Origin of the sequence: Xenorhabdus bharatensis, assembly GCF_037996705.1 — a bacterium.
Taxonomy (GTDB): domain Bacteria; phylum Pseudomonadota; class Gammaproteobacteria; order Enterobacterales; family Enterobacteriaceae; genus Xenorhabdus; species Xenorhabdus bharatensis.
The window spans coordinates 148,894-171,978 of record NZ_JBBMXG010000002.1; the positions used below are offsets into that span (position 1 = coordinate 148,894).

General features: G+C 41.4%; 31 protein-coding genes and 1 tRNA gene. 7 read left to right on the plus strand and 25 right to left on the minus strand.

All coding sequences use genetic code 11. From position 1 onward, the window contains the following. Positions 1–12: 12 nt before the first annotated feature. A complete protein-coding gene (gene tesA, locus AAC855_RS02345) occupies positions 13–645 on the minus strand; it encodes a multifunctional acyl-CoA thioesterase I/protease I/lysophospholipase L1 (protein WP_340608024.1) in 633 nt (210 codons plus the stop codon). Between tesA and ybbA the strand changes: the two genes are divergently transcribed. After that, positions 616–1,302, plus strand: coding sequence for a putative ABC transporter ATP-binding protein YbbA (gene ybbA, locus AAC855_RS02350; RefSeq protein ID WP_340608025.1), 687 nt, complete (start codon positions 616–618; stop codon positions 1,300–1,302). The two genes, tesA and ybbA, sit on opposite strands and share 30 nt — an antisense overlap. Then, positions 1,299–3,731, plus strand: coding sequence for a putative ABC transporter permease subunit YbbP (gene ybbP / locus AAC855_RS02355; RefSeq protein ID WP_340608026.1), 2,433 nt, complete (start codon positions 1,299–1,301; stop codon positions 3,729–3,731). The genes ybbA and ybbP overlap by 4 nt, the downstream gene beginning before the upstream one ends. Before the next feature lie 164 nt (positions 3,732–3,895). Here ybbP and AAC855_RS02360 read toward each other — a convergent pair whose 3' ends face one another. Together AAC855_RS02360 and AAC855_RS02365 are read right to left on the minus strand one after the other, a co-directional pair. Beyond that, positions 3,896–5,161 (minus strand): MFS transporter, encoded by a 1,266-nt coding sequence (locus tag AAC855_RS02360; RefSeq protein ID WP_340608027.1) that lies wholly within the window; start codon positions 5,159–5,161, stop codon positions 3,896–3,898. 1,066 nt (positions 5,162–6,227) lie between these two features. Further along, positions 6,228–6,572 carry a hypothetical protein gene (locus tag AAC855_RS02365; RefSeq protein ID WP_340608028.1) on the minus strand — a complete coding sequence of 115 codons (345 nt, stop codon included), beginning with the start codon at positions 6,570–6,572 and terminating at the stop codon, positions 6,228–6,230. 487 nt (positions 6,573–7,059) lie between these two features. Here AAC855_RS02365 and AAC855_RS02370 point away from each other — a divergent pair, with 487 nt between their 5' ends. Both AAC855_RS02370 and AAC855_RS02375 read left to right on the plus strand, forming a co-directional pair. Continuing rightward, entirely contained in the window at positions 7,060–7,821 is a 762-nt protein-coding gene (locus AAC855_RS02370) for a trypsin-like serine protease (protein WP_340608029.1), read from the plus strand. 476 nt (positions 7,822–8,297) lie between these two features. After that, the gene (locus AAC855_RS02375; protein ID WP_340608030.1) at positions 8,298–8,915 is read left to right on the plus strand and encodes a riboflavin synthase subunit alpha; all 618 of its coding nucleotides are present in this window, start codon (positions 8,298–8,300) and stop codon (positions 8,913–8,915) included. A gap of 117 nt (positions 8,916–9,032) precedes the next feature. Here AAC855_RS02375 and purK read toward each other — a convergent pair whose 3' ends face one another. The 4 genes from purK to ppiB form a co-directional block, all read right to left on the minus strand. Further along, positions 9,033–10,100 (minus strand): 5-(carboxyamino)imidazole ribonucleotide synthase, encoded by a 1,068-nt coding sequence (gene purK / locus AAC855_RS02380; RefSeq protein WP_340608031.1) that lies wholly within the window; start codon positions 10,098–10,100, stop codon positions 9,033–9,035. Beyond that, a complete protein-coding gene (gene purE / locus AAC855_RS02385) occupies positions 10,097–10,597 on the minus strand; it encodes a 5-(carboxyamino)imidazole ribonucleotide mutase (RefSeq protein WP_340608262.1) in 501 nt (166 codons plus the stop codon). The genes purK and purE overlap by 4 nt, the downstream gene beginning before the upstream one ends. Positions 10,598–10,814: 217 nt before the next feature. Further along, complete coding sequence (gene lpxH, locus AAC855_RS02390) at positions 10,815–11,537, minus strand: UDP-2,3-diacylglucosamine diphosphatase (protein ID WP_340608032.1); 723 nt, start codon at positions 11,535–11,537, stop codon at positions 10,815–10,817. Between the two features lie 11 nt (positions 11,538–11,548). Beyond that, positions 11,549–12,043, minus strand: coding sequence for a peptidylprolyl isomerase B (gene ppiB / locus AAC855_RS02395; protein ID WP_340608033.1), 495 nt, complete (start codon positions 12,041–12,043; stop codon positions 11,549–11,551). A 276-nt stretch (positions 12,044–12,319) separates the two neighbouring features. Between ppiB and cysS the strand changes: the two genes are divergently transcribed. Next, positions 12,320–13,702, plus strand: a complete 1,383-nt coding sequence (cysS, locus tag AAC855_RS02400) for a cysteine--tRNA ligase (RefSeq protein ID WP_340608034.1) — start codon at positions 12,320–12,322, stop codon at positions 13,700–13,702. A gap of 88 nt (positions 13,703–13,790) precedes the next feature. On the opposite strand, the gene sra is transcribed toward cysS, so the two are convergent. The 4 genes from sra to folD form a co-directional block, all read right to left on the minus strand. Beyond that, complete coding sequence (gene sra / locus AAC855_RS02405) at positions 13,791–14,027, minus strand: stationary-phase-induced ribosome-associated protein (protein ID WP_340608035.1); 237 nt, start codon at positions 14,025–14,027, stop codon at positions 13,791–13,793. 100 nt (positions 14,028–14,127) lie between these two features. Beyond that, positions 14,128–14,721 (minus strand): hypothetical protein, encoded by a 594-nt coding sequence (locus AAC855_RS02410; RefSeq protein ID WP_340608036.1) that lies wholly within the window; start codon positions 14,719–14,721, stop codon positions 14,128–14,130. Between the two features lie 181 nt (positions 14,722–14,902). Beyond that, the gene (gene ybcJ / locus AAC855_RS02415) at positions 14,903–15,115 is read right to left on the minus strand and encodes a ribosome-associated protein YbcJ (protein WP_340608037.1); all 213 of its coding nucleotides are present in this window, start codon (positions 15,113–15,115) and stop codon (positions 14,903–14,905) included. Further along, positions 15,115–15,990, minus strand: coding sequence for a bifunctional methylenetetrahydrofolate dehydrogenase/methenyltetrahydrofolate cyclohydrolase FolD (folD, locus tag AAC855_RS02420; protein ID WP_340608038.1), 876 nt, complete (start codon positions 15,988–15,990; stop codon positions 15,115–15,117). The genes ybcJ and folD overlap by 1 nt, the downstream gene beginning before the upstream one ends. Positions 15,991–16,183: 193 nt before the next feature. On the opposite strand from folD, the gene AAC855_RS02425 reads away from it, so the two are divergent. Further along, a tRNA-Arg gene (locus AAC855_RS02425) sits at positions 16,184–16,260 on the plus strand. A gap of 15 nt (positions 16,261–16,275) precedes the next feature. On the opposite strand, the gene AAC855_RS02430 is transcribed toward AAC855_RS02425, so the two are convergent. From AAC855_RS02430 to AAC855_RS02490, 13 genes are all read right to left on the minus strand, one after another. Beyond that, positions 16,276–17,433, minus strand: coding sequence for a tyrosine-type recombinase/integrase (locus AAC855_RS02430; RefSeq protein ID WP_244590326.1), 1,158 nt, complete (start codon positions 17,431–17,433; stop codon positions 16,276–16,278). Next, on the minus strand, positions 17,316–17,654 hold the full coding sequence (locus tag AAC855_RS02435; RefSeq protein WP_340608039.1) for a helix-turn-helix domain-containing protein: 339 nt from the start codon (positions 17,652–17,654) through the stop codon (positions 17,316–17,318). The genes AAC855_RS02430 and AAC855_RS02435 overlap by 118 nt, the downstream gene beginning before the upstream one ends. 101 nt (positions 17,655–17,755) lie before the next feature. After that, positions 17,756–17,941 carry a hypothetical protein gene (locus tag AAC855_RS02440; protein ID WP_099133856.1) on the minus strand — a complete coding sequence of 62 codons (186 nt, stop codon included), beginning with the start codon at positions 17,939–17,941 and terminating at the stop codon, positions 17,756–17,758. After that, complete coding sequence (locus AAC855_RS02445; protein WP_340608040.1) at positions 17,938–18,471, minus strand: phage N-6-adenine-methyltransferase; 534 nt, start codon at positions 18,469–18,471, stop codon at positions 17,938–17,940. Before AAC855_RS02445 ends, AAC855_RS02440 begins: the two co-directional genes overlap by 4 nt. Before the next feature lie 11 nt (positions 18,472–18,482). Continuing rightward, positions 18,483–19,052 carry a hypothetical protein gene (locus tag AAC855_RS02450; protein ID WP_340608041.1) on the minus strand — a complete coding sequence of 190 codons (570 nt, stop codon included), beginning with the start codon at positions 19,050–19,052 and terminating at the stop codon, positions 18,483–18,485. Then, positions 19,042–19,224: a hypothetical protein gene (locus AAC855_RS02455; RefSeq protein ID WP_340608042.1), complete on the minus strand. Its 183-nt coding sequence runs from the start codon at positions 19,222–19,224 to the stop codon at positions 19,042–19,044. The genes AAC855_RS02450 and AAC855_RS02455 overlap by 11 nt, the downstream gene beginning before the upstream one ends. 94 nt (positions 19,225–19,318) lie before the next feature. Next, positions 19,319–19,627 carry a phiTE_072 family protein gene (locus tag AAC855_RS02460; protein WP_340608043.1) on the minus strand — a complete coding sequence of 103 codons (309 nt, stop codon included), beginning with the start codon at positions 19,625–19,627 and terminating at the stop codon, positions 19,319–19,321. A gap of 54 nt (positions 19,628–19,681) precedes the next feature. Then, complete coding sequence (locus AAC855_RS02465; RefSeq protein ID WP_340608044.1) at positions 19,682–20,197, minus strand: single-stranded DNA-binding protein; 516 nt, start codon at positions 20,195–20,197, stop codon at positions 19,682–19,684. Next, positions 20,198–20,815 (minus strand): ERF family protein, encoded by a 618-nt coding sequence (locus AAC855_RS02470; protein ID WP_340608045.1) that lies wholly within the window; start codon positions 20,813–20,815, stop codon positions 20,198–20,200. A 2-nt stretch (positions 20,816–20,817) separates the two neighbouring features. After that, entirely contained in the window at positions 20,818–21,483 is a 666-nt protein-coding gene (exoX, locus tag AAC855_RS02475; RefSeq protein WP_422824345.1) for an exodeoxyribonuclease X, read from the minus strand. An 8-nt stretch (positions 21,484–21,491) separates the two neighbouring features. Beyond that, positions 21,492–21,827 (minus strand): hypothetical protein, encoded by a 336-nt coding sequence (locus tag AAC855_RS02480; protein ID WP_340608046.1) that lies wholly within the window; start codon positions 21,825–21,827, stop codon positions 21,492–21,494. Beyond that, positions 21,824–21,994: a hypothetical protein gene (locus AAC855_RS02485; RefSeq protein ID WP_340608047.1), complete on the minus strand. Its 171-nt coding sequence runs from the start codon at positions 21,992–21,994 to the stop codon at positions 21,824–21,826. The genes AAC855_RS02480 and AAC855_RS02485 overlap by 4 nt, the downstream gene beginning before the upstream one ends. Then, positions 21,991–22,170, minus strand: a complete 180-nt coding sequence (locus AAC855_RS02490; protein WP_340608048.1) for a hypothetical protein — start codon at positions 22,168–22,170, stop codon at positions 21,991–21,993. Before AAC855_RS02490 ends, AAC855_RS02485 begins: the two co-directional genes overlap by 4 nt. 299 nt (positions 22,171–22,469) lie before the next feature. Here AAC855_RS02490 and AAC855_RS02495 point away from each other — a divergent pair, with 299 nt between their 5' ends. After that, positions 22,470–22,778, plus strand: coding sequence for a hypothetical protein (locus AAC855_RS02495; protein ID WP_340608049.1), 309 nt, complete (start codon positions 22,470–22,472; stop codon positions 22,776–22,778). 50 nt (positions 22,779–22,828) lie between these two features. Here AAC855_RS02495 and AAC855_RS02500 read toward each other — a convergent pair whose 3' ends face one another. Then, on the minus strand, positions 22,829–22,987 hold the full coding sequence (locus tag AAC855_RS02500; RefSeq protein WP_340608050.1) for a hypothetical protein: 159 nt from the start codon (positions 22,985–22,987) through the stop codon (positions 22,829–22,831). Between the last annotated feature and the right edge of the window lie 98 nt (positions 22,988–23,085).

Consider the following 23,085-nt stretch of genomic DNA (forward strand, 5'->3'; position numbering starts at 1 on the left):
AAGTGAACATTTTTACTTATGGGTAATATATGCCGATAGTTTTCTGGACATCCAATCTGCAATAAAGGTTTGTGCGGCCTGATTGGGATGCAGTCCGTCATCTTGCATCCATTCTGGTTTGATAGCAACTTGCTCCATAAAAAAGGGCAATAAAGGGATATCATTATTTTTTGATAAAGCAGGGTAAATGCCAGCAAAAGATTCGGTGTAACGTTTTCCATAGTTGGGCGGAATACGGATCTGCATCAAGAGTGGTTCAGCTTTGGCTTGTTTGACTAATGAAATGACTTTTTGCAGCTCCTGTTCTATTTGTCGGACGGGAAAACCACGTAGTCCATCATTAGCCCCGAGTTCGATTAAAACCCATTTGGGCTGGTGTTGTTTCAGTAATTCGGGCAGGCGCTCAAGACCTTGTGCTGCGGTATTCGCGCTGATACTACCATTAATGATATTCACTTTATTACCGGACTGATGCCATTGCTTTGCCATAAGAACAGGCCAAGACTGCTCAACCGGCAGGCGATAACCTGCACTGAGGCTGTCTCCTAATATAAGCAGAGTATCAGCCGCCATTGCTCTGGCGCTGCACATTATTAACAATAAAAGGATAAATACATGGCTGTAGAGTGTGCTCTTGAAGTTCATAATCTCATTAAATATGTTGGTCAAGGGGAACAGGTAATTAATATATTGCAAGGTGTTGAGCTGCTTGTCGAGCCAGCGCAGACAATTGCATTAATTGGTGAATCAGGTTCAGGGAAATCGACCCTTTTGGGTATTATTGCTGGTTTGGATGATGGTAGCTCAGGTGAAGTCCATTTGCTGGGGCAGAATATCAGCCGTATGAATGAGGAGCAGCGGGCACAGCTACGGGCAGAAAATATCGGTTTTGTTTTCCAGTCGTTTATGCTGATCCCCACTTTGAATGCATTGGAGAACGTCCAGCTTCCTGCACTTCTGCGCGGAGAATCTGAAAATCAGAGTCGTCAGCAGGCTATCGAATTACTGGAGCAGCTAGGTTTGGGCAAACGCCTGAAACACATGCCCGCCCAGCTTTCAGGCGGGGAACAGCAGCGTGTTGCATTAGCCAGAGCGTTCAGTACCCGTCCCAAAATTTTGTTCGCAGATGAACCGACAGGCAATCTTGATCGCCAGACAGGTGAACGTATTGCTGATCTCCTGTTTTCACTCAACCATGATTATGCGACCACACTGATTTTGGTCACTCATGATAGCCAGCTTGCTGCCCGTTGCCAGCGACGCTTACGTCTGGCAGACGGAAAATTGCAGGAGGAAGCATGATCTGGCGCTGGTTTTGGCGTGAATGGCGCACTCCATCGTTATTGATTGTCTGGTTATCGCTGACGTTAGCTGTGGCTTGTGTATTAGCTTTAGGGCGTATTGGTGATCGTATTGATCAGAGTGTTCATTATCAGAGCCGCGATTTTCTGGCAGGGGATCTGGTATTACGGGCATCATATCCTGTTGATCCATCCTGGTTACAACTGGCACAGAGAAAGGGGCTGACACTCAGTCGTCAGATCTCATTTTCAACGATGGCTTACGCAGGAGATGTTCCACAACTAACGGACGTAAAAGCGGCAGATAAACACTATCCGCTGTATGGTGAACTGGAAACCCGCCCTCCGGGACTGAAGCCGGAAAAAGGTTCAGTACTGGTTGCCCCACGTTTGCTGGAGTTATTGCATATTAAAGTGGGAGATAGCCTTGACGTCGGTGATACCACACTGAAGATTAGCGGTGAACTTTTGCAGGAGCCGGATAGTGGCTTCAATCCGTTCCAACTCTCTCCCCGGGTTTTAATCAATATTGATGATGCGCAAGCGACAGGCGCTATTCAGCCGGGCAGCCGCCTGACTTATCGTTATATGTTTGCGGGTTTACCCGATGCGATCCAGTCATTCCAACAGTTAATTGATCCTGAATTAAAAGCGGACCAACGCTGGTTAACATTGAAGCAGGATAATGGTGCGTTGGCAAAATCCATCGAACGCGCCCAACAATTCCTGTTGTTATCGGCTTTACTGACATTATTGCTGGCTGTGGCAGCCGTAGCGGTTTCTATGACGCATTATTGTCGCAGTCGCCATAATTTAGTTGCGATACTGAAAACGCTGGGAGCCGGGCGCTGGGCACTACGCAAATGGATCATCGGGCAGTGGTTGGTGATATTACTTGCAGCAACTGTCGTCGGTTCTATGCTGGGGCTGGCTTTTGAAGCTGCCCTGATCCGGGTGCTGGCTGCGATGTTACCTAAAATGTTGCCGGAAGCAGGGATGTGGCCGTGGGTATGGGCGATTGGCGCTCTGTTCAGTATTGCTTTGCTGGTGGGCATTCGTCCTTACCGCCAGTTGATGGCAACTCAGCCCTCCAGAGTATTGAGAAGTGGTGTTTCTGCCAGTATCTGGCCATTACGCTATTATTTGCCTGTAGTTGCTCTGCTTATCGCCGGAGGGTTAATGCTGTTGGCAGGGACTGAACCACTATTATGGTCATTACTGGCGGGGGTTCCTGTTGTCGCTCTTTTATTAGGTGTATTAGGCTGGAGTGGATTATGGTTATTGCGCCGTATCACATTTCGTCAGCTGAGCCTGCGTTTGGCTGTTAGCAGGCTGTTATGTCGGCCATTTCAGACAATGACTCAGCTGGCTGCATTTTCACTCTCCTTCATGCTACTGGCATTACTGGTGATGGTGAGAGGTGATTTACTGAACCAGTGGCAGCAACAGTTACCGCCGGATAGCCCGAATTATTTCCTGATAAATATGACTCAACCACAACTCACATCAGTGGATGAACTGTTGGCACAATATGACGTAAAGCCAACAGAATTTTATCCGGTGGTACTGGCGCGTCTGACAGAAATCAATGGGAAATCTGCAATTGAATGGGCTGACAAAGTACATCCTAAGAGTACAACAGTACGGCGTGAACTCAATTTAACATGGAGAAAAGAATTACCGCCGTTCAATACCCTTGTCGAAGGCAACTGGCCGCCGCAATCAAAGGAAGTTTCCCTTGAGCAGGGTGTTGCAGATCGGTTACAGATTAAAATCGGCGATAAACTGACTTTCACTGGTGACACCAGAACGTTTGACGTGACAGTCAGCAGTATTCGCAAAGTAGACTGGGAAAGCTTGCATCCGAATTTTTTCTTTATTTTTGATAAAGAAACGCTGGCACACCAGCCTCAGACATGGCTAACCAGCTTCCACTATGTCGGAAACGGGAAATTACTGACCGAAATTAATCGCCATTTCCCGACGATCAGCATGCTGGATATTGGCTCTATGGTTAAGCAGATCCAAGGTATCTTGCAGCAGGTTAGCCGGGCACTGGAAATCATGGTTGTGCTGGTCATGATATGTGGAGGGTTGCTCTTGTTGGCACAAATTCAGGTCGGTATGAGCCAGAGGCAGCTTGAGCTGGTGGTTTACCGGACACTGGGAGCCAGTAAGACGTTATTGCGGCGTACATTATGGAGTGAATTCGCCTTGCTGGGTTTTATGGCTGGTCTGGCGGCGGCATTTGGGGCTGAAATCGCCCTTTGGCTGTTACAGACAAAAGTCTTTGAGTTTCCGTGGCAGCCACAGTGGCTGATGTGGATTCTGTTACCGGTTATCAGCAGCCTGTTACTTTCACTTTGTGGGGGTTGGCTGGGAGTTCGGCTGTTGCGCAGGCAAGAACAATACCGGCGTCTACCGGAATAGATATGACTGATAATGGGAAGCTTTGGCTTCCCATGCTTCAGAACAGTCAATTTCCGGGCGACATTAACCAAATTCAGCCCCGCATAAACATGGCCCGATATGCCACTTCAGCAATGCCTGCCATTACTATTGCCTTATTTGTGTTTTACTTTATGCAGACAATCCTATTCAGTTTTAACTGAGCGGCCTCGTACTTTCTGGCTGGGTGGTTTCATCATCATTGTTACGATTAACACAGCAAAAACAGGGAAAGCAATGATAAGGAACGCCCAAGTAAAACTACCGGAATAATCTTTAATCGCACCCGCGAAGAAAGGAGCCAAACAAGCCAATGTAGAAATCAGATTCATGATCGAGAATAGTTCCAGATAAGGCTTACGACCAAAATAATTGGCGAGCAATACACTGGAAGCGAGAAAAGTCATGCCGTATCCCATACCGACGAACAGCGTAAATGCAATCAGGAAGGGCCATGAAGAGGCAATACTCAGGGCGATTAAGCCAAGAATAATAATAGTCAGGCTACCGAGCAGTAATTTCTTGGGCTCAAGCCATTCCCCGACAGCACCTCCGGCCAGTCTTGAGAATGCATTGATAAAAGCCATAGAGCTGAGTAATCCTGCCGCAATGGCTTCATTGAAACCATTCTCAATAATGTGGGCTACAGCGAAACTATTCACCGTAATACCACACCATAAAAACGCCGTATAGGTGGCAGCAATAACATAAAATTGCCATGTCCGCAGTGCCCGACGGGCTGTCCAAAACTGTTGGGTGCGATATATACCGGATAAGTTTTCCCGATTATTTTTTTGACTGACAGCCTTAGCGTGGGCAATTTCCTTTTCCCCTTCACGAAGGGTCAGAATCGTCAGAAGAACAAAAACAGTGAGCACTATGGCGGAGATCATCCAGTGCATTCGCCAAGTCCCCCAGACCCGGGTTGCCAGAAAATAGATCCACGGACCAATTACGCCGCCCAGCCCGCCAATGGTAAAATAGAACCCGAAAGCCAGAGACTGCTTTTCATATAATCGTGAAATCACATAGGTGCCGGGCACGGTGGCCAGAAAGGTAAAACCGACACCAATTAAAGCCGTTCCAATGAAATATGATGCAATAGCATGGGTATGATAGAGGTTGTAGAAGCCAGCCAGAAAAATCAGTAACCCAATAAAGAGGGTGAACCGAACACCGACCCTGCGAATAAACACGGTTGGAAGGAAGCTGGACAGTCCGCATGTCAGGCCAAGCAGTGTGAATCCTAAACCGGCATCAGTCCAGCTCCAGCCCAGTTCATTAATCATACTGGGTAGGACAACACCCAATGACGTAAAGGTTGTTGCTGTGGATAGAAAATAGACCATGCCTAAAAGTATCAGTAAAAACCACTGATAAGTACGCCCGAATTTGTCGTGTTGAGTGGACATTATGACCCCATCAAGGATATGAACTATTATACACTTCGTTTTTCAAGTGGCCTCTTTGTTAGCTGCGCTCGTTCACCCCAGTCACATAGTTATCTATGCTCCCGGACTCCTGGGAACTCTTTCCCTTGCCGCTGCGACGCACTTTGAAATCCATTGTGTATAGAAACAGTGTTATTTTAAGTGGTTATCAGGAAAAACTGTATCGAATAAACACACTATAGCTCAATTGGTTGGTACGAAAATAAGGTATGTCCTTGATTTTGTATTTATGTTTGAATGGGTTGAGGGCAAAAACCGTCTATGGATGACTGGGCTGATACCTTAATTGTTTTCCCAAGTCATAATGCAATTTTGGTTGGAAATTAATCATCCTTGAAGGAAAAACTGTTATCAATCAAGTTAATTTTATAATCAAAAAAGTGCCAGTGTTAAAACTAGCACTTTGTAGGAGGGAATGGGTGGAAAAGGGGATATAGTGTGTTTATTGTTTAAAATTTGATTTTTTCCTTCATGGAAATATTAGTGTTTCTTGCCATCATTACATAATAAATAATATGTCAACCTGTAAATTATTGCAGAGTAATTTAACCACATCATCATTGTTATTTGCTTGTAGTAGCATATCCAATAAATAGTTTTTCAAAATGACAGGAGTATCCCTTACCCCGCGTGTCACGCGGGGTAAGGGATACCGCATGCGGATACTCTCACTATCATGAAAAGGTATATATTAGTTTTCCCTGAGGAATATTTATGGGTTTGTTCAATCTCATAGAGTTATTTGGATAATTAGATAAATTAAATGAAACAGTATCTTCTTGCACCTTAAAATAAATTTAGCCAACATTTCCAAACACGGGTTTACCTCCGCCATCAAATCCATGAGGTCAGTTTGCATAGGAGAAACCGATTGGCAATACCATCAAAAATATAATGGCTTTGAGTGGTTTTATATAGCTCATTAAATTACCTGTAATTATTATATTCAGTCTTTTATGCAAAGATAAACATGATAAAACTTGTTCGTCATATTCTCTTGATTTTTCTGTGTATAATATTGTGTATTTTATTTGCTTTCTGGGTCATTGTTATCTTCTAAAACTAGAGTTGATACGTTCAAATCTTTGCAAATTACAGTAATTTTATTAAAATTAAATTTTGCTAATATAAGTAGATCAGAGATATTTTTCCCTCTGATTGTATTAATTGTTACATCTTCTGATAGTTTCATAATAGAATTTGGATAATTACTTAAAGTAAATGTGGTGTATTCATCATTAGTGCTATAAATGATTTTACCAACATACCCAGTATAGGTTCCATCCTTTCCATCGGGACATCCAGCATAAGCTGAACTAATTGAATAAATTATTAAAAAAGAAATGATTATGAGTGAATTTATGTATTTCATAATGTTACCTCTATTTTTTTGTGTATATAATTTTATATTAACTAATTATCTTATAAGTGTTATTTAATGATAATAAAAGTGAAGATGTTTGCACTGAGGGTTTATGACCTTTAATGTTTAAATAATATTAAGTTAACTATATGATGCATTTTTTAATTATAGCACCTATATCAATAAGTCAACCGTGTTAGGTGAAAAATTATCTATAAAGTGTAACCGTTCTATGATTTTTTTTAAAACTTATATGGATTAAATAAACAAACATGAATGTATTTACTGTTATTTTCATTTAAAACAATTAATTAAAAATTTCTTTTTTTTATATTAATTTCCATATTTATTTCAAATGATTTCTTTAAATTAATTTTTGTCTATTTATTTACCAAAATATGGATGAGGTACTATAATTTAATATAGATGGTTTTGTTTTAATTCATAATCTCCTATGAATTAAGTCATGGTTTAATGTTATTATGGGAAAAATAATATGAAGAATTGGATTAAGATACTTATTGTGTTTGTTTTTATGAGTTTTTTCATTGCTGGCAAAGTATTTGCGAGAGCTGATGACCCACCAAATGAAAAATATGTTGCATCATATGTTAAGCTTTTTTTTAATTTTGACAATATAAGTCAGCGTGGTTCATCTGAATGTGGTGGAGTTATTATTGGGAAAGACTTAGTTCTTACTGCTGCTCATTGTTTCAATGATGATTGGTTAAATGCTGAAAAAAGAGATCTGAACGTTTATTATGGGAAAAGATATAGCAGAGTATTTGGCTGGACTGCACACCTCTATTCGGGGAAAAATTTAGTCAGGTTTGTACCGGCAGTTGATATGGCTATTTTTAAGGTAGATAGAGATATGACTTCTATCAAAAGAGACGGTGAGGTAGCAAAGCTACCCAGACCATGTTCAAAAGAAGGCTCAGGAGTACTATATCCATTTGAGGGGATTGCATATCAACGAATGGGGGATGATGGGATGACGTTACCATATACAATTTATCAAACAACGACAACGCCAATTGAAAGATTCGGTAAAATAGATTTAACAAATGGTTATGCACAGATAACACCGCTTACCGGAAACAAGGGAGATTCAGGAAGTCCTATTTTTTCAGAAGACGGTATTTTACTCGGTATACTTTCACGTTTTTCTATGTCTAATAAGTATTCTTACTTTGTTTCAACTTGTTATTATCGGAATCGGATTGAGGCTATAAAAGAAAAATTACATGAAAGTTAATAACATTTTTTTTATTCTCTTTTTATAATGAAAGTTAAGTGACAATATTCCAGATCGAGAGCGTTATTTTTCAAACCGAACTAGAAAAAAATAGGGTATTTATTTTAATATTAACGCCTTGCCTTATCGTAGTGATAGATATTGAAGTAGATTGAGTGTCTGATTTCCTAAATAGCTTTTAAAAATGATAGGCGTGTTCCTTACCCCGCGTGACACGCGGGGTAAGGAACACCGCATGCTGATACTCTCACTATTATGAAAAGGTATAGAGAAGGGAATTTATGCCTTAGTTATATTGAATGACTATAAGTATGCTATAAGAACTCTGGATTTAGGACCTATCTATTTATCATGCTATATTAAATTCCTCTTGATTTTTATGATAAAAATCATGATGTGACAACGTAAATGTAGTTATACATATTTAATGTGTTTTTTATTAAAAAATTAATAAGTTAACCTCTGGAGTGAATGTCATGTATACAGGAATTGTTCAGGGAAAAGAGCAGGTATTATCACTTATTAAAAACAATGGATTCAGTACAATAACAATTAGTAATAATAACAGTCTTTTTGATGATGTTGCGATTGGTGCAAGCGTAGCGGTTGATGGCACTTGTCTGACAGTGACACAATTCAGTGAAGACAAAGTCTTTTTTGATATTTCTGATTTTACCTCTGATACCACAACGCTAAAGTTTCTTTCTATTGGAGATCAGGTCAATATAGAACGTTCTCATCAGATGAATAAAGAAAATGGCGGTCATAGTCTTTATGGGCATATAGAAGGTATAGCTGAAGTGGTTGAGTTTACTGCGATAGGTGAAACTTACCGGCTGGTTATCCGAATTCCTCAGGATAATATTAAATATTTTTTCCTGAAAGGTTTTATCGGGTTACATGGATGTAGTTTAACTGTCAACCATATTGATGAGGAAAATAAAACCATCACTTTAAACCTTATTCCAGAAACACTGAGAATAACCAATCTTAATAAGATTAAAGTAGGCGATTTTCTTAATTATGAAGTAGACCAAACGACAAGGACAATAGTGGATACTCTGTCCAGAACCTTATCAAGGAATAATATTTGATAATAACATTGTCGTTGGTAAGAAAAAAATAGCATACAGGAAATAGTCGTGCTCATAAGTAACTGACTACTTCCTGCTATTTTTATTATTCCATTGTGGCGGAATACGAAAAATGGATCAGCTTAATTGACTTTTTACCCATTCCAAACCATTTTGATACTCTGACGGTAATAATGCTATCAGGCTCTCTAATGTTGCTTTTAATGCATCTTGTTTTGGGTGAACCAGATTCAGATGACCAACTTTACGTCCCGGGCGAACTTCCTTGCCATACCAATGTAAATGTACCAGCGGTAAACTGAGCCATTCTGGGTTTATTTCAGTTCCAATCAGATTGACCATCACAGCAGGAGCCAGAACTTCCGGTTGAGGCATAGGTAAATTCAGAATCGCCCGTAGGTGAAGTTCAAACTGACTAATAGAGGCGCCATTTTGTGTCCAGTGGCCACTGTTATGTACCCGTGGTGCCAGTTCATTGATCAGTAACTCATCACCGACAATAAAGCATTCCATCGCCATAACACCAATGTAATTCAGGTGTTCCATAATGCTGGACAGCATTTCTTCTGCTTTCTGTTGTAATTGACGATTGGCATTAGTCAAAGCAACACTTGTACGTAGAATACCTTCCTGATGAAGATTATGGGTTAACGGATAGAACACTGATTTTCCGCAGGCATTACGTGCTCCCACCAGAGAAACCTCTCCTGAAAAAGGGATCCCTTGTTCTACAATGCATTCACCATAAATTTCAGTGGGTAAATCTGTTTCTTTACCCGGTCGGATACGCCATTGACCACGGCCGTCATAACCACCGACCCGACGTTTAACGATGGTGAAATCACCCAGTTCACTGAAAATTTGTGGCCATTGGCTAGGATCAGATAATAACTTCCACGGTGCTGTTGCCAGCCCAAGCGTGTTTAAAAGTTGTTTCTGTGGCAAGCGGTCAGCAAGTAACGGGAAAATATCTCTATTAATGAATGCGTTATGATGGGAAAGTTCGCGGGTTAAAGCTGTTTCAGGCCAGCGTTCAATTTCAGCCGTAATAATGCTGCTTTGATAGGGAACAGATTCTGGTTCAGCATCCAGCCCAATCGGGTAGACGGCTATCCCTAATGGTTCGCCCGCCTGACGTAACATCCTGCCTAATTGACCATTACCCAATACACAAACAGGCTTCATGCATCCTCCCGGGGATCAGGATTTTCCAGAACATCCTGAGTTTGCGCCTGACGCCAGTCTGCCAGCCGCTGAAACAGAGCCTCATCGTGTAATGCCAGAACCTGAGCAGCAAGCAGAGCTGCATTTGCTGCGCCCGCCTTACCGATCGCCAGCGTGCCAACAGGGATTCCTTTGGGCATTTGGACGATAGAATAAAGGCTGTCAACACCGCTCAGTGCCGCACTTTGTACCGGAACACCAAACACAGGGACTAATGTCTTGGCTGCCAGCATCCCCGGCAGATGTGCAGCCCCTCCCGCACCGGCAATAATCACTTCAAAACCATTTGCTTTCGCTTGTTCAGCAAAATGAAAAAGTTTATCGGGTGTTCGATGTGCTGAAACAATTTCGACATGAAAAGGAAGAGCAAGGGAAGTCAGAATATCAGCTGCGTGTTGCATTGTTGCCCAATCGCTTTTTGAACCCATGACAATAGCAATTTTGGCATGATGCTGCATTTCAGTTGTTGCTGCCGTGGAGATAATTTGTGTGGGATCAGGGCTTGCCGTCATAAATCAGATGCTCCTGTATTGGATGTCCACCAGAACCAAGTTCAAAATAATGTTGTCTTGAAATCCATTATGTATAAGGTGGTGGATAATATCACGCGAATTGCAGAAGGAAAACGTTTGCGTTGGTTGATTTTTTTATTTTTACAGAAAAAATTCACTATCTTTAAAAAGGAAAAGATACCAGTTCAATAGAGGTTTCTGTCACTTTGAACATTGACCCCTGATGATGCCAGGCACCCAATACACCACGATGTAAGATTTTATCACCGATGCAGACATCATGAATTGCCGGGCGATGAGTATGCCCGTGGATCATCCAGTCCACTTGATATTGATTAAAATGTTCAATGACAGTCTGTTGATTGACATCCATGATCGATTCCGATTTCTGGCTATTGGCGTACTGGCTTCCTGCCCGCATTCTGGCTGCAATTTTCAGCCGGATAAACAGAGGAAGAAGTAAAAACAGCCGCTGGATCCACGGAGTATGTACCCGCTTACGATATTGTTGATAACCTGTATCATCGGTGCAAAGAGTATCACCGTGCAGGATAAGAATACGTTTACCGTAGAGTTCCAGAACTTTTTCCTGTGGCAGAAGAATCAACCCACTCTCTTTGGCAAATCGGGAACTTAATAAAAAATCACGGTTACCATGAATAAAATAGCAGGAAACGCCTTTTTGTTTCAGAGAATGAAGTGCTTGTGCGATTTCTGCATGCAAAGGGTTGGGATCATCGTCACCAATCCAATAATCAAAAAAATCACCAAGGATATACAGACTTTCTGCATGGATGGCATCTTCATGTAAAAAACGGAGAAAACCGGCAGTAATTGCCGGTTCCTGCTCACTGAGATGCAAATCAGCAATAAACAGTGTACTCATGTAACGATTAATTATTCGCCGACAGTAACACGTTCAACGATAACATCTTCATGTGGTACATCCTGATGCATACCGCTGCGACCAGTTGAAACACCTTTGATCTTATCAACTACGTCCATGCCTTCCACAACTTCAGCAAATACGCAGTAACCCCAGCCATCAGGGCGCTCTGAGCGGAAGTTAAGGAAATCATTATCAACAACATTGATAAAGAACTGAGCTGTTGCAGAATGCGGATCATTAGTACGAGCCATTGCCAGAGTGCCACGGCTGTTTTGCAGACCATTATTAGCTTCGTTCTGGATAGGGGATTTAGCCGCTTTTTGCTTCATACCCGGTTCAAAGCCACCACCCTGAATCATGAAGCCATTAATGACACGGTGAAAAATAGTGTTATCGTAGAAGCCTTCGCGGCAGTAATTCAAGAAATTTTCAACAGTTACAGGCGCTTTTTCAGCGAAAGTATTAATCACGATATCGCCGAAATTGGTATGAAAAGTCACCATAATAGAAATCCTAATAATATTTTTGACTGACCCTAATATTCTAGAGTGTGCGAAACAACGGCTTTTATACCATATCTGTGATTTTGAGTCAGTACTCAGCCATCCCGTGGGAATAAAGCTGATCGCAATGCTTGCAAAGTGCCGCGTATCAGGGTGAAATATCTAATCTGGCTTTTCTATTATAGTTTATTTATCTAGCTGATAAGGAAGCCCATAATCAGCGGATTTGTCCGCTTTTTTATTACACGTACATCAACTCTTACGGAGAACCCACTGATGCTAAAAATTTTCAATACCCTCAGTCGCCAAAAAGAAGAATTTAAGCCAATCCATGAAGGGAAAGTGGGCATGTACGTGTGTGGCATCACTATCTACGATTTGTGTCACATTGGCCACGGTAGAACATTTGTCGCATTTGACATTATTGCCCGTTATCTGCGTTATTCGGGCTACGAATTAACCTATGTCTGTAATGTTACTGATATAGACGATAAAATCATCAAACGCGCGATTGAAAATAATGAAAGCTGTGAGGCCTTGACTACCCGTATGCTGAATGAGATGCACAGCGATTTTGATGCGCTGAATATTATGCGTCCGGATTCAGAACCGCGTGCGATGCAACATATCCCTGAAATTATTGAGCTTACTGAACTGCTGATTAAACGTGGGCACGCATACGTTGCTGATAATGGTGACGTGATGTTCTCTATCGATAGTAATCCTAATTACGGCCTGCTGTCCCGTCAGGATCTGGAACAGTTACAGGCCGGTGCCCGTGTTGAAATTGCGGATGTTAAACGTAACCCGATGGATTTCGTGCTGTGGAAAATGTCCAAGCCGGGTGAGCCAAGCTGGGAATCTCCGTGGGGAGCCGGGCGTCCGGGCTGGCACATTGAATGTTCAGCGATGAACGCTAAACAGTTGGGGCATCATTTTGATATTCATGGTGGTGGTTCAGATTTAATGTTCCCGCATCATGAAAATGAAATTGCACAATCTACCTGTGCTCACGATGGCCCTTATGTCAATTACTGGATGCATTCCGGCATGGTTATGGTGGATAAAGAGAAGATGTCGAAGTCTCTCAACAACTTCTTTACCATCCGTGATGTGCTGGCATACTACGATGCTGAGACAGTGCGTTATTTCCTGATGTCCGGCCACTATCGCAGCCAGTTAAATTATACAGAAGAGAATCTGAAGCAGGCACGCACTGCGCTTGAGCGTCTGTATACATCTCTGCGTGGTACGGATAAATCCGCTCAGCCTGCTGGTGGTGAGGCTTTTGAATCCCGTTTTGTTGAAGCCATGAATGATGACTTCAATACACCAGAAGCCTACTCGGTACTGTTTGATATGGCTCGTGAAATTAATCGCCTGAAAGCTGGCGATATGGCTGCGGCAAACGGATTGGCAGCTGAGTTGCGTAAGCTGGCGGGAGTTCTGGGGCTTTTGGAACAAGAGCCTGAACAATTCCTGCAAGGTGGTGCTGATGACGATGGTAACGTTGCCCAAATAGAAGCGCTGATTAAGCAGCGTAATGATGCGCGTAAAAACAGAGATTGGGCTTTGGCTGATTCTGCGCGCGATCAGTTGAATGAAATGGGTATCGAACTGGAAGACGGCCCACAGGGTACAACATGGCGTCGTAAATAACCGGTTTTATACGGCCTGAAAAACACTAAAACCGCCTCACTGTAGGCGGTTTATTCTATGATCCCATCGATTTGATGAGTAAAATATTTTATTGATTTTTATTTACATGCTCAGGATAAAAAGCATTTCCTGAATGATAAGTCATTTTTCCTGAAGCAGTATCACGTTTTGTGGAAATAAAAGAAGAGTGACTCAGATGTTCCGGTATTTGCTGTTTATCAGTACTTGCTTCGAGATTTAAAAGAGAAATAGTCACTCTTCGTTTAGAATTGCTTAACTTATACGGCATGCCCAACAACCTTCTTGCAGCTCTATTACTTAACATAATCAACGCCTTTTCAGTTGTAAGTGAGCTTCTCAGTATAGCAATTTATTAGAAAATAAAAACATTATTGGTAAGGTTGTTTATCAATATATTGCCAATGTCACATACCCTTTGGATAAAACCAGATAAATCTATTGCGAGTAACATCAATATCATGGTGTCTGTTATTATCTACTCTTATGGTCATCTTAGGATTTTTTATAAGTATAATACGGTTATTTAGGTGTTTTTTAGATTTTGTACTAGTTAAAGATACTCTATCCATTGGTGCCTTAACTGGCCTTCTGGTTATATTCGCAAATATCTGAGCGAAATTCGATTTTGCTAAATGACAGCAATAAAGCCTTATGCTATTAATATTGTTCTGAGGTTGAAGTAGTGTAGAAATACACTGAAATAATTGTTGTGGTGTTAGTGATTGATCTTTGTTTTTATTTATATAAAACAGGTGGTTATTATTATGACCACTATGGCCTATAATATTTAATCTCATTGGTAATTCATTTTTAGGAATATCAATAAAATATTGGATTCCATTTGATAATTGTTGAAGTTCTACACTTTTATTATTCCAGTCTAACATATCTCTTTCATTAATTCTTGGGCCTATATGCTTTGGTTCTGTTATAGGGTTTCTACTGATTTTATGTAACAAATCCTTTTGTAAATCAGATGGATGTCGATATTGTCCCATGTTCATCACCTCTATTATTTATATATTGAACTTATTGATATATATTATGTTATTTCCTGTATTATTAATTTATAAATAGAAGGGTTTTCATTTTAATAATGAAAATCTGTACCTAATATTTTTTATATTAATTAAGTACAGATTTCCAGAAAAACATTATAGAGTATATAATGTTACTTGATTACTCTTCAACGCGAACAGATTCTTCGTTAAAAGTAATCACTTTTCCTGCAACAATTTTGCAGCGTTTGCGGGTTTCTACTTGAGAATCAACCTCTACCAAACCTTCTGCAATGACTGCCTTTGCTGCGGCTCCGCTTTCACACCATCCCTGAAGTTTTAGCAGATCACACAGTTCTACATAAGGGTGGCCATCTAAATAAAAAATTTCCATCAGTATCCTTTAGTTGTATCTATATCATGATATTCCTCGCATGCCTGCAAGGTATTTTGAATGAGTGTTGCAACCGTCATCGGGCCGACTCCTCCCGGTACAGGGGAAATCCAGCTTGCGTGTTCAGATGCTTTATCAAAATCAACATCCCCGATGACTTTACCATTTTCCAGACGATTGATGCCCACATCAATCACTATTGCACCGGGTTTAACCCACTCACCGGGGATAAAGTTTGGTTTACCGACCGCGACGATCAATAAATCAGCCTGTTCCACATGCTGGCGTAGATCCGTAGTGAAGCGATGAGTGACTGTTGTAGTACATCCAGCTAACAGTAACTCAAGGCTCATCGGGCGCCCGACAATATTGGAAGCGCCAATAATAACCGCATTTAAGCCATAAGTATTGATATCACAGCGCTCAAGCAGCGTCACGATACCTCGTGGCGTACAAGGACGTAATCTTGGAGCACGCTGGCACAGGCGGCCGATATTGTAGGGATGAAAACCATCCACATCCTTATCAGGGTGAATGCGTTCCAGTACTTTAACATTATCAATACCGGCAGGGAGGGGAAGTTGAACTAAAATACCGTCTATTTCGGGATCATTGTTCAGATTATCTATCAGGGAGAGTAATTCGGCTTCATTGGTGGTGTCTGGCAGGTCATAAGAGCGTGAAGTAAAACCAACCTCCTCACAGGCGCGGCGTTTACTCGCGACATAAATTTGGGAAGCGGGATTTTCTCCTACTAAAACGACGGCAAGCCCGGGGGCACGTTTTCCGGCAGCAACACGCTGCCTGACTTTTTCTGCAACTTCACTTCTGATTGTCTGCGCAATCGTTTTCCCATCAATAATTTTTGCTGACATGTATTTAAGATTCCATCATCAATTATAGGAATGGGAGCTATTTTGTCAGAACATGAACGGCCTGTCAGTTTTAATGATAATCATAAAATGAGCATCTGAACGAAAAGGCCATTGACTCAATCCATTATGCCCGTATAATCCACGTCAGCATTAACGCATTGCATTAATGATGTTTCTTATTTCACATCTCAATGCGCCCTTAGCTCAGCTGGATAGAGCAACGGCCTTCTAAGCCGTAGGTCACAGGTTCGAATCCTGTAGGGCGTACCATTTAAAATCAATATGTTACGCCAATCTCAGACCTGCTTGATTTTTCCCTTGTGTCGTATTTGTGTCGTTATCTTCAAAAAGCACATCAATTTTGCAAGCATGTTCACTTAAATGGTTGGGTGCTAAATGTGCATATCTTCTAACCATTTCGATAGATTCCCACCCCCCCATTTCTTGAAGTGCTGAAAGTGGAACCCCTGATTGTATCAACCAGCTTGCCCATGTGTGGCGTAGGTCGTGAAAACGGAAGTCTTCTATTCCTGCTTTTTTAAGGCCAATATTCCAAGCACTATTATCATCAACCCTCATTTTTCTCACTGCTGGGGTTAATGTTCCGTCTGGTCGGTGCTTGGCTTTGGTATGCACAAAGACCCACCTTGAGTGTTTGCCTATCTGATCCCGTAACACCCGGCATGCGGTATCATTCAGAGCGACACCTATCGCTTTTCCGGCTTTTGCGTTCTCAGGGTTTATCCATGCCACTTTTCTTTGCATGTCGACCTGTTGCCACTCCAGATCGATGATGTTAGAACGCCGAAGCCCTGTTGCTAACGCAAAGATAACGATCGGCTTGATACTTTCAGGCATACACTCAATGAGCCTTGCCGCTTCATCTTTTGTCAGCCATCTTATGCGCTTACTTACTGGCTTCTTCGTTTTGATAACAGGTGCTGATTTAATCCAGTTCCATTCATTAGCGGCTGCCCTTAACAAAGATCTGATGAAGGATAAATGCTGGCTTTTTGTTGCCTGACTCACAGGAATAGCCTCATACACGGGAGGCTTTTCCCCTTTTTTCAGCGCTGCATCTCTTTTACTCTCCCAGATTTGATAATGTTTACGATTCTTCATATTTGAAACTGCATCATAAATTTCATCTGCCGTTATTGTTGAAACATCCCGGCCTGAAAAGTGTTGTAGGAAAAACTCAATCTTCGTTTTGTCGTCATCAAGTGACCTTTTATGCTCTTTTTCCCTAAGCCAGCGAATGCAACACTCTTCAAATGTACGAGTTGGCAGATCATCAAGTTGGTCAACCCTCCAAGCCTCAGCTCTTAATTGGTCATACAACTCCTGCGCTTGCTTTTTGTCCCTCGTGCCAAGAGATTTCCTAACTCTCTTTCCTGACGGTGTAAAGAAATGACAGTGCCATATTCCGTTTCTTTGGGTGATTGACATGATTTACCTCCATTACGATCACCCTTGCTCGCTCCATGAGTTTGCATCGGGCTTTTAATATAAGCAAGAACGGCGGACTTAGTCGTTTTATATCCTTTGCCGATCCGTTTACCGTCTATAACACCTGTAGCGATTAAACTGGCAACAGTTTTTGAGGAAACGTTAAGCTCTTTCGCTGCCTTTTTTGTATCCCAAATGTCATCTTCAATATTCATTTTTATTTCCTTTAACCATGCTTAATAAGATATTTTTTTGATAGTTAGCTCTTATAATTTGGCAATCCCTTGCCACTTTTCATTTTTTGTTCTCGAATTCGTTAGTCATCGGTAAGTGTGGTTTTTATTTCCGAAGCTGGAAACTCAATATCATTTAATGCATCCTGTACAATATCAGTTATGGACAAAACCAAACTTTCATCAGATAACTTGTCATCATCATAAAAATCACAAAACTCTTTAGCTGATTTACGAGATATTTCAATTGATATTTTTGGTATATTCACGTTATTTTCCTTATTTCGTTATTACCTATATTGAATAGGTGTTCTTTATCAACAGTGGTTATTAATTTCCGAGGGGTAATAAATGGTCGCCAAATTAAAAACATGGAACCTTTTGTATTTGAATTTCTCTTTCTTTGTTCTACGGGTATAAATTGAACTCTTCCACCCGTTATTAACCTAACCTCATCTACCGTTTCCAGCGCCAACTTGAACCAGCCGACTGAGGTATCAGACGGAACTAACATCACAACTGGCTGTAATTGCTTTTGGCTCTCGATAGCGGCTTTCTCTATCCACGGCCTAATATGGGAGTAAGGCGGGTTGCACCAGATAGCACCGTGACTCACCCAGTCAGAATCCAGTGCATTTTCTCGTTCCGTGAGATAATGTGTGCACAGCGCGTTTTGAGCAGATGCTGCTACATCAAGGGTAAATTTAAATTCGAGATTGAGTGCTTTAAATAACGGGAGGGGAGTTTGCCATAAATCTTTAAATTCAGGTGGAGTGTTACTACCACCAAAATCTGCCATATTATTTCCAATTATTTGTTTGGGTGACGTATCTTATAAACTGAGTTTTGGGTTTTAATATATCCATCAGCTTCATAAGTTTCGGTGTTATGAACTAATGATGTGATTATTTCAGAACCGTCAGGAAAACGATTTTTACTGTCATTAAATACTTTGCCAAATGCTACTGCTTTGCCTTCATTATTCTTACAAAAGTCAGTTAATTCTATTTCGGCGGTAAATTGAAGTATCTCTTTGGATTCCATTGGCGCATTTCTCACTGCTTCAATGTTAGGCATTTCTGAGCGAATGATTTCCAGTGCTTTGGTTGTGCTTACTTCATTTTCCATACGTTTATTAACCCAACAATCTAAATCATCTGAATTACTTTTTGCCTCAGATAATAAATCTTCATCAGCCCAATCAAAAAGACCTTCCATCCAAGCCATAGCCTGCTCTTTGTCTCCTTTCTCTAATAAGCAGAGTGCGGCTGCATTTGCTAGTAAAAGTCTCTCTATTATCCAAGAATTAGATAGCTCCATTGCTGCTTTAACTTGCAAATTTTCTATTTCCCGCGCCAATTCAATTCCATCATTTTTCATTATTATTCTCTCCTGATTCTTCTATTATATAATAATTATCGGCTCCGCATTTTGGACAAGTTTGGATAAATGCAAAATATGGAAATTCAGGATCTGAAATTGGAACTCTATCGTTTTCATAATGAACATGCTTGCATTTACGTTTAGCGCATACTATTTTGTCATTTCTCACCTAAACCTCCTACATATACTCTCTGCTTTATTACATATATCAGTATCAAACCAGCCGAAGTGACAGGTGTTAAAACTGATGTCTAATTGAGGTGCTATACATGCAATTTCCTCAATGCTTCTTTCACAGCATTTAAACGAGAATCCATCTTTTTGTATTTTGGACTATCAGTGTTTAGCGCGGGAGCAAGATATCCAATGAGATACCCGTTATCAGCCTTGAGAACAAAATCAGATAACGAGCAGCCCATCGCAGACCAGAATGCAGACCATGAGTTACCATATTCAGAGATTGTTATCCGGCCCATCTTATTACCGTAATCTTCCAGATAAACATGAATAGGGTCATGACGTGGTACACCCGTGATTTGTATTTTAACGACATCCGATGTTTCGATATGCATAATAATCCTCCCGCCGCGCAGCAGCGTAGTGATAGGGTGTAGGGTTAGAATTGGTTAAATCACGTAGATAGTATGGTTGGGGTATTGTTTGCCGATTGGCGCGAATGGCACGTCATCGTCAAAATCCATTGGCGGTGTTGATTGTGGCCGTTGTGGTTTCCCCCATCCCTGAGATTGTTGTTGCTGTCTTGAATGCTGCTGTGGTGACTGCTGGCTTTCCTGTCTGACTCCTAGCATCTGCATTGTTCCACCGATATTTACCACCACCTCAGTGGAATAGCGATCCTGCCCTTGTTGGTCTTGCCACTTCCGTGTTTGTAACTGGCCTTCAATGTAAACCTGAGTGCCTTTTCTCAGATATTCACCGGCAATTTCAGCGAGTTTCCCGAATATCACAATTCTGTGCCATTCCGTTTTTTCCTTCATATCCCCGGATTGCTTATCCCGCCATGTTTCAGAGGTGGCCAGTGTGATATTTGCCACCGCGCCCCCGTTTGGCAGATAACGAACTTCCGGGTCTTGGCCTAAGTGACCAACCAAAATAACCTTGTTAACGCCGCGTTGTGCCATTTATGCCACCTGTTTCAGTTCTTTAAATCGGATTCCGGTCACTTCCTTACATTTTTCTTGTAAGTCTGGGTGTCCTTCCAGTGATTTCCATGTATTGGAATATTGTTGCTGTAGTTTTTCCCTGCTGCTTTCATGAGTTGCGTATTCAGTAAAATCCCGCAAAATTTCATCGGCTCCTTTAGGTATCACATGATGGATTTCTGCGTCAGCATCAATGGCTGTTTCTTCTGTTGGAATACAGAACGCCTGAAATGCAGCATATTTATAGGCAATAGACATAGCCTTGTTTGTTGCTTTGTCTCCGCTATCCATCGCTTCACCAAACGTGGTCACAGTATGCTTGCTGCCATCTTCTGTGGCGATAAAGTCAAATTCAGCTTTGACGACGACATAAAACAGCGCACCTCCTGTTTTTGTGGCCCGTTCTGTTACGGTGCGTTCAGTTATGCGTGGCAAGATAAGTAATCCATGTTTGACTAGTGCCGGGGCTAGTGCGTTATAAACAGCATCAATCCCCCTGAACATGAACTTTTGAATTTTATTCTCGCTGTTTTTTTTAATCCCTGTTTCAGCCAGTTCTTTGGCAACATTACTGATAGCTTTGTAGACTGCACTCATAACTACCTCGCTAACCAATAATTGAGGGTAAATTCAATATCAGGATCAATGTCAGTCTGCTTTAATAGCCATGTAAAATAGCTGGGGTTAGTTTTTTTAACCTCTTCAAATGTCATGCCTTTGTGCTTGCCAAATCTGAACTTGTGCAGCAATGAGGGCTGGTGACTAATCTCCAGCATCTCTTCATCAGACCAACCTGATTCATCCTTGATACGCTTAAATAGTGCGGCGGTGACTATGCAGTCATACAGTGCCCTGTGTGCATGTAATCCATCCGGTACAAAAACATCCAGTTTTAGTGCATACCGGAGATATTGGTTGCTGTGACTTTCCATGTCTGGCCACAAATGCTTGGCTAATTTCAATGTGCAGATAAACGGTACATCCATCTCTGGCATCATGCGTGAATCGAAAGCGGCATTATGTGCAACCAGAAAGTCAGCCCCTTTGTATTTATCAATAACATCATCAATTAGCGGCGACTCAGCGACCATTTCATCCGTAATATGGTGAATCGCCATTGCCCCGACTGAGATGGGTTGCTGGGGATTGACGAAATGAGATTGTTTTTCCATGTAATTTATGATTTTACCTACAATGTCAATACTGGCTATCTCAACAATCCCGCTGTCCATGTTGCAGGTTTCGGTGTCTACTACTCTGTAAATTGTCAAAATTAATCTCCTGTCCAGATACCACCATTATGGCGGCGAGGTGATTCACCCCGATAGTGATCGTGCTCTTTACTATTCTTTGACCAGTACTCTCGCCACCCCTGACGTATCTCTTCGTCACGCTGTTCTTGCATATGCTGAGGTAGGGGCGGGTTAAATGAAGATTTATAGCTAATATTGAAGAGTCGCTCTGCTAAGACACGCTCCTTAGCACTCATGATTGCGGGATGTGGCGTTTTATTACTGATTGCCGCGACCAGTTCATTCAGATACTGTTCTCGCTCCTTCGGGTCTTTTGGCACAAAACAGCCGGGCGATCTGCGGGGATAAGTGTTCATCTGAAATCCCCCCTAAATTCCATATCACTGACTGGTAATCCTTTTCTACCTAATACCTCCTTTTGATATTGCAGCCAGTTATGTTCGGCGATTTGTTCTTCCGTGTATTGTCGCTGCTGAGATTTATTATTGGGATTGGTGTGAGTGTTGTAACCGAAATTTCTCATAGTGAGATCCTTTCAAATTTAGCTGTTTGTTTTTTGCTCCGTGCCATCAACAGTCTGAACTTAATTTCATTAACCAGATCATCAAGTTCCGATTCGGTTAATTCATTTTCTTGAGCAATTCGCGCTATTTGTTCCATGCCGTGGCGTTTTTTAACTGCAAATCTTGTGAGACGCATGTGTTATTTCTCCATTGTGATTAAACGGGAATAAATACAGTTAATGAGATGAGAAAGAGAGTAATTCGGCGCTTCCATGTGCGCCTGTTCCTGATAGCTTGTGGTTTTGCGGGAACGACCGCGCATCCATCGTGCATGTTATTACGCATGTAAAAACCCCTCGTTAGTGAAAACGATTAATAAGATCCCTGGTGTTGGATTTATTTTTGAGGCTAGCGAATTAATTCAGGTAATAAAAAACCTCACGAGCGTGAGGCAAGTTTTGGTGATATTTTTAACTAAATTGATAAAACAAAAGGGTGAAAACTTCCCTGACAAATATCAAGGAAATTATTGTTGGAGTTATTAATATCAATGCAAAGAATGCACATAATATTTTGGTTGGTTTTGTTTTTGCCTTCTTAGAAAATAAAAAAGCAAAAAATAATCCTAAAGGAACAGTAACAAACCATAACACGCTGGCATATAAAAAATATCCCATGCTAATCCAAACTATCAGCAATATTGTTGATGGTATTGGCTCCGGCATTGAATCAATTACATTTAATATTGTTGATAATATATCACCCACACATATTCCCTCACGAATCCCATTGTCGAATCCATGAATATATCAGAGTCACTCACCACAGCCCACTCGGAAATGAGCTGAAGTTAGTTAGCCATAGATAGCCATTTGTTCGCGGATAAATTGACGCTTAGCCCATGCTAATTTGATGAAAGATTTACGCAATGCGTAATCATCCCGCCATTTAATAGCAGACTGGAGGTTAAGTTTCATAGAAACTCTAACTTCATTGATGAATTCGATATCCATGTTTATACCCACAGAATTAATATTGTTTATTTGGAATGGTACGGAGTTAGTCGCCTGCTTTTAGCCACATAAGGCGAGGTGGTTTTGTTACTCCCCAG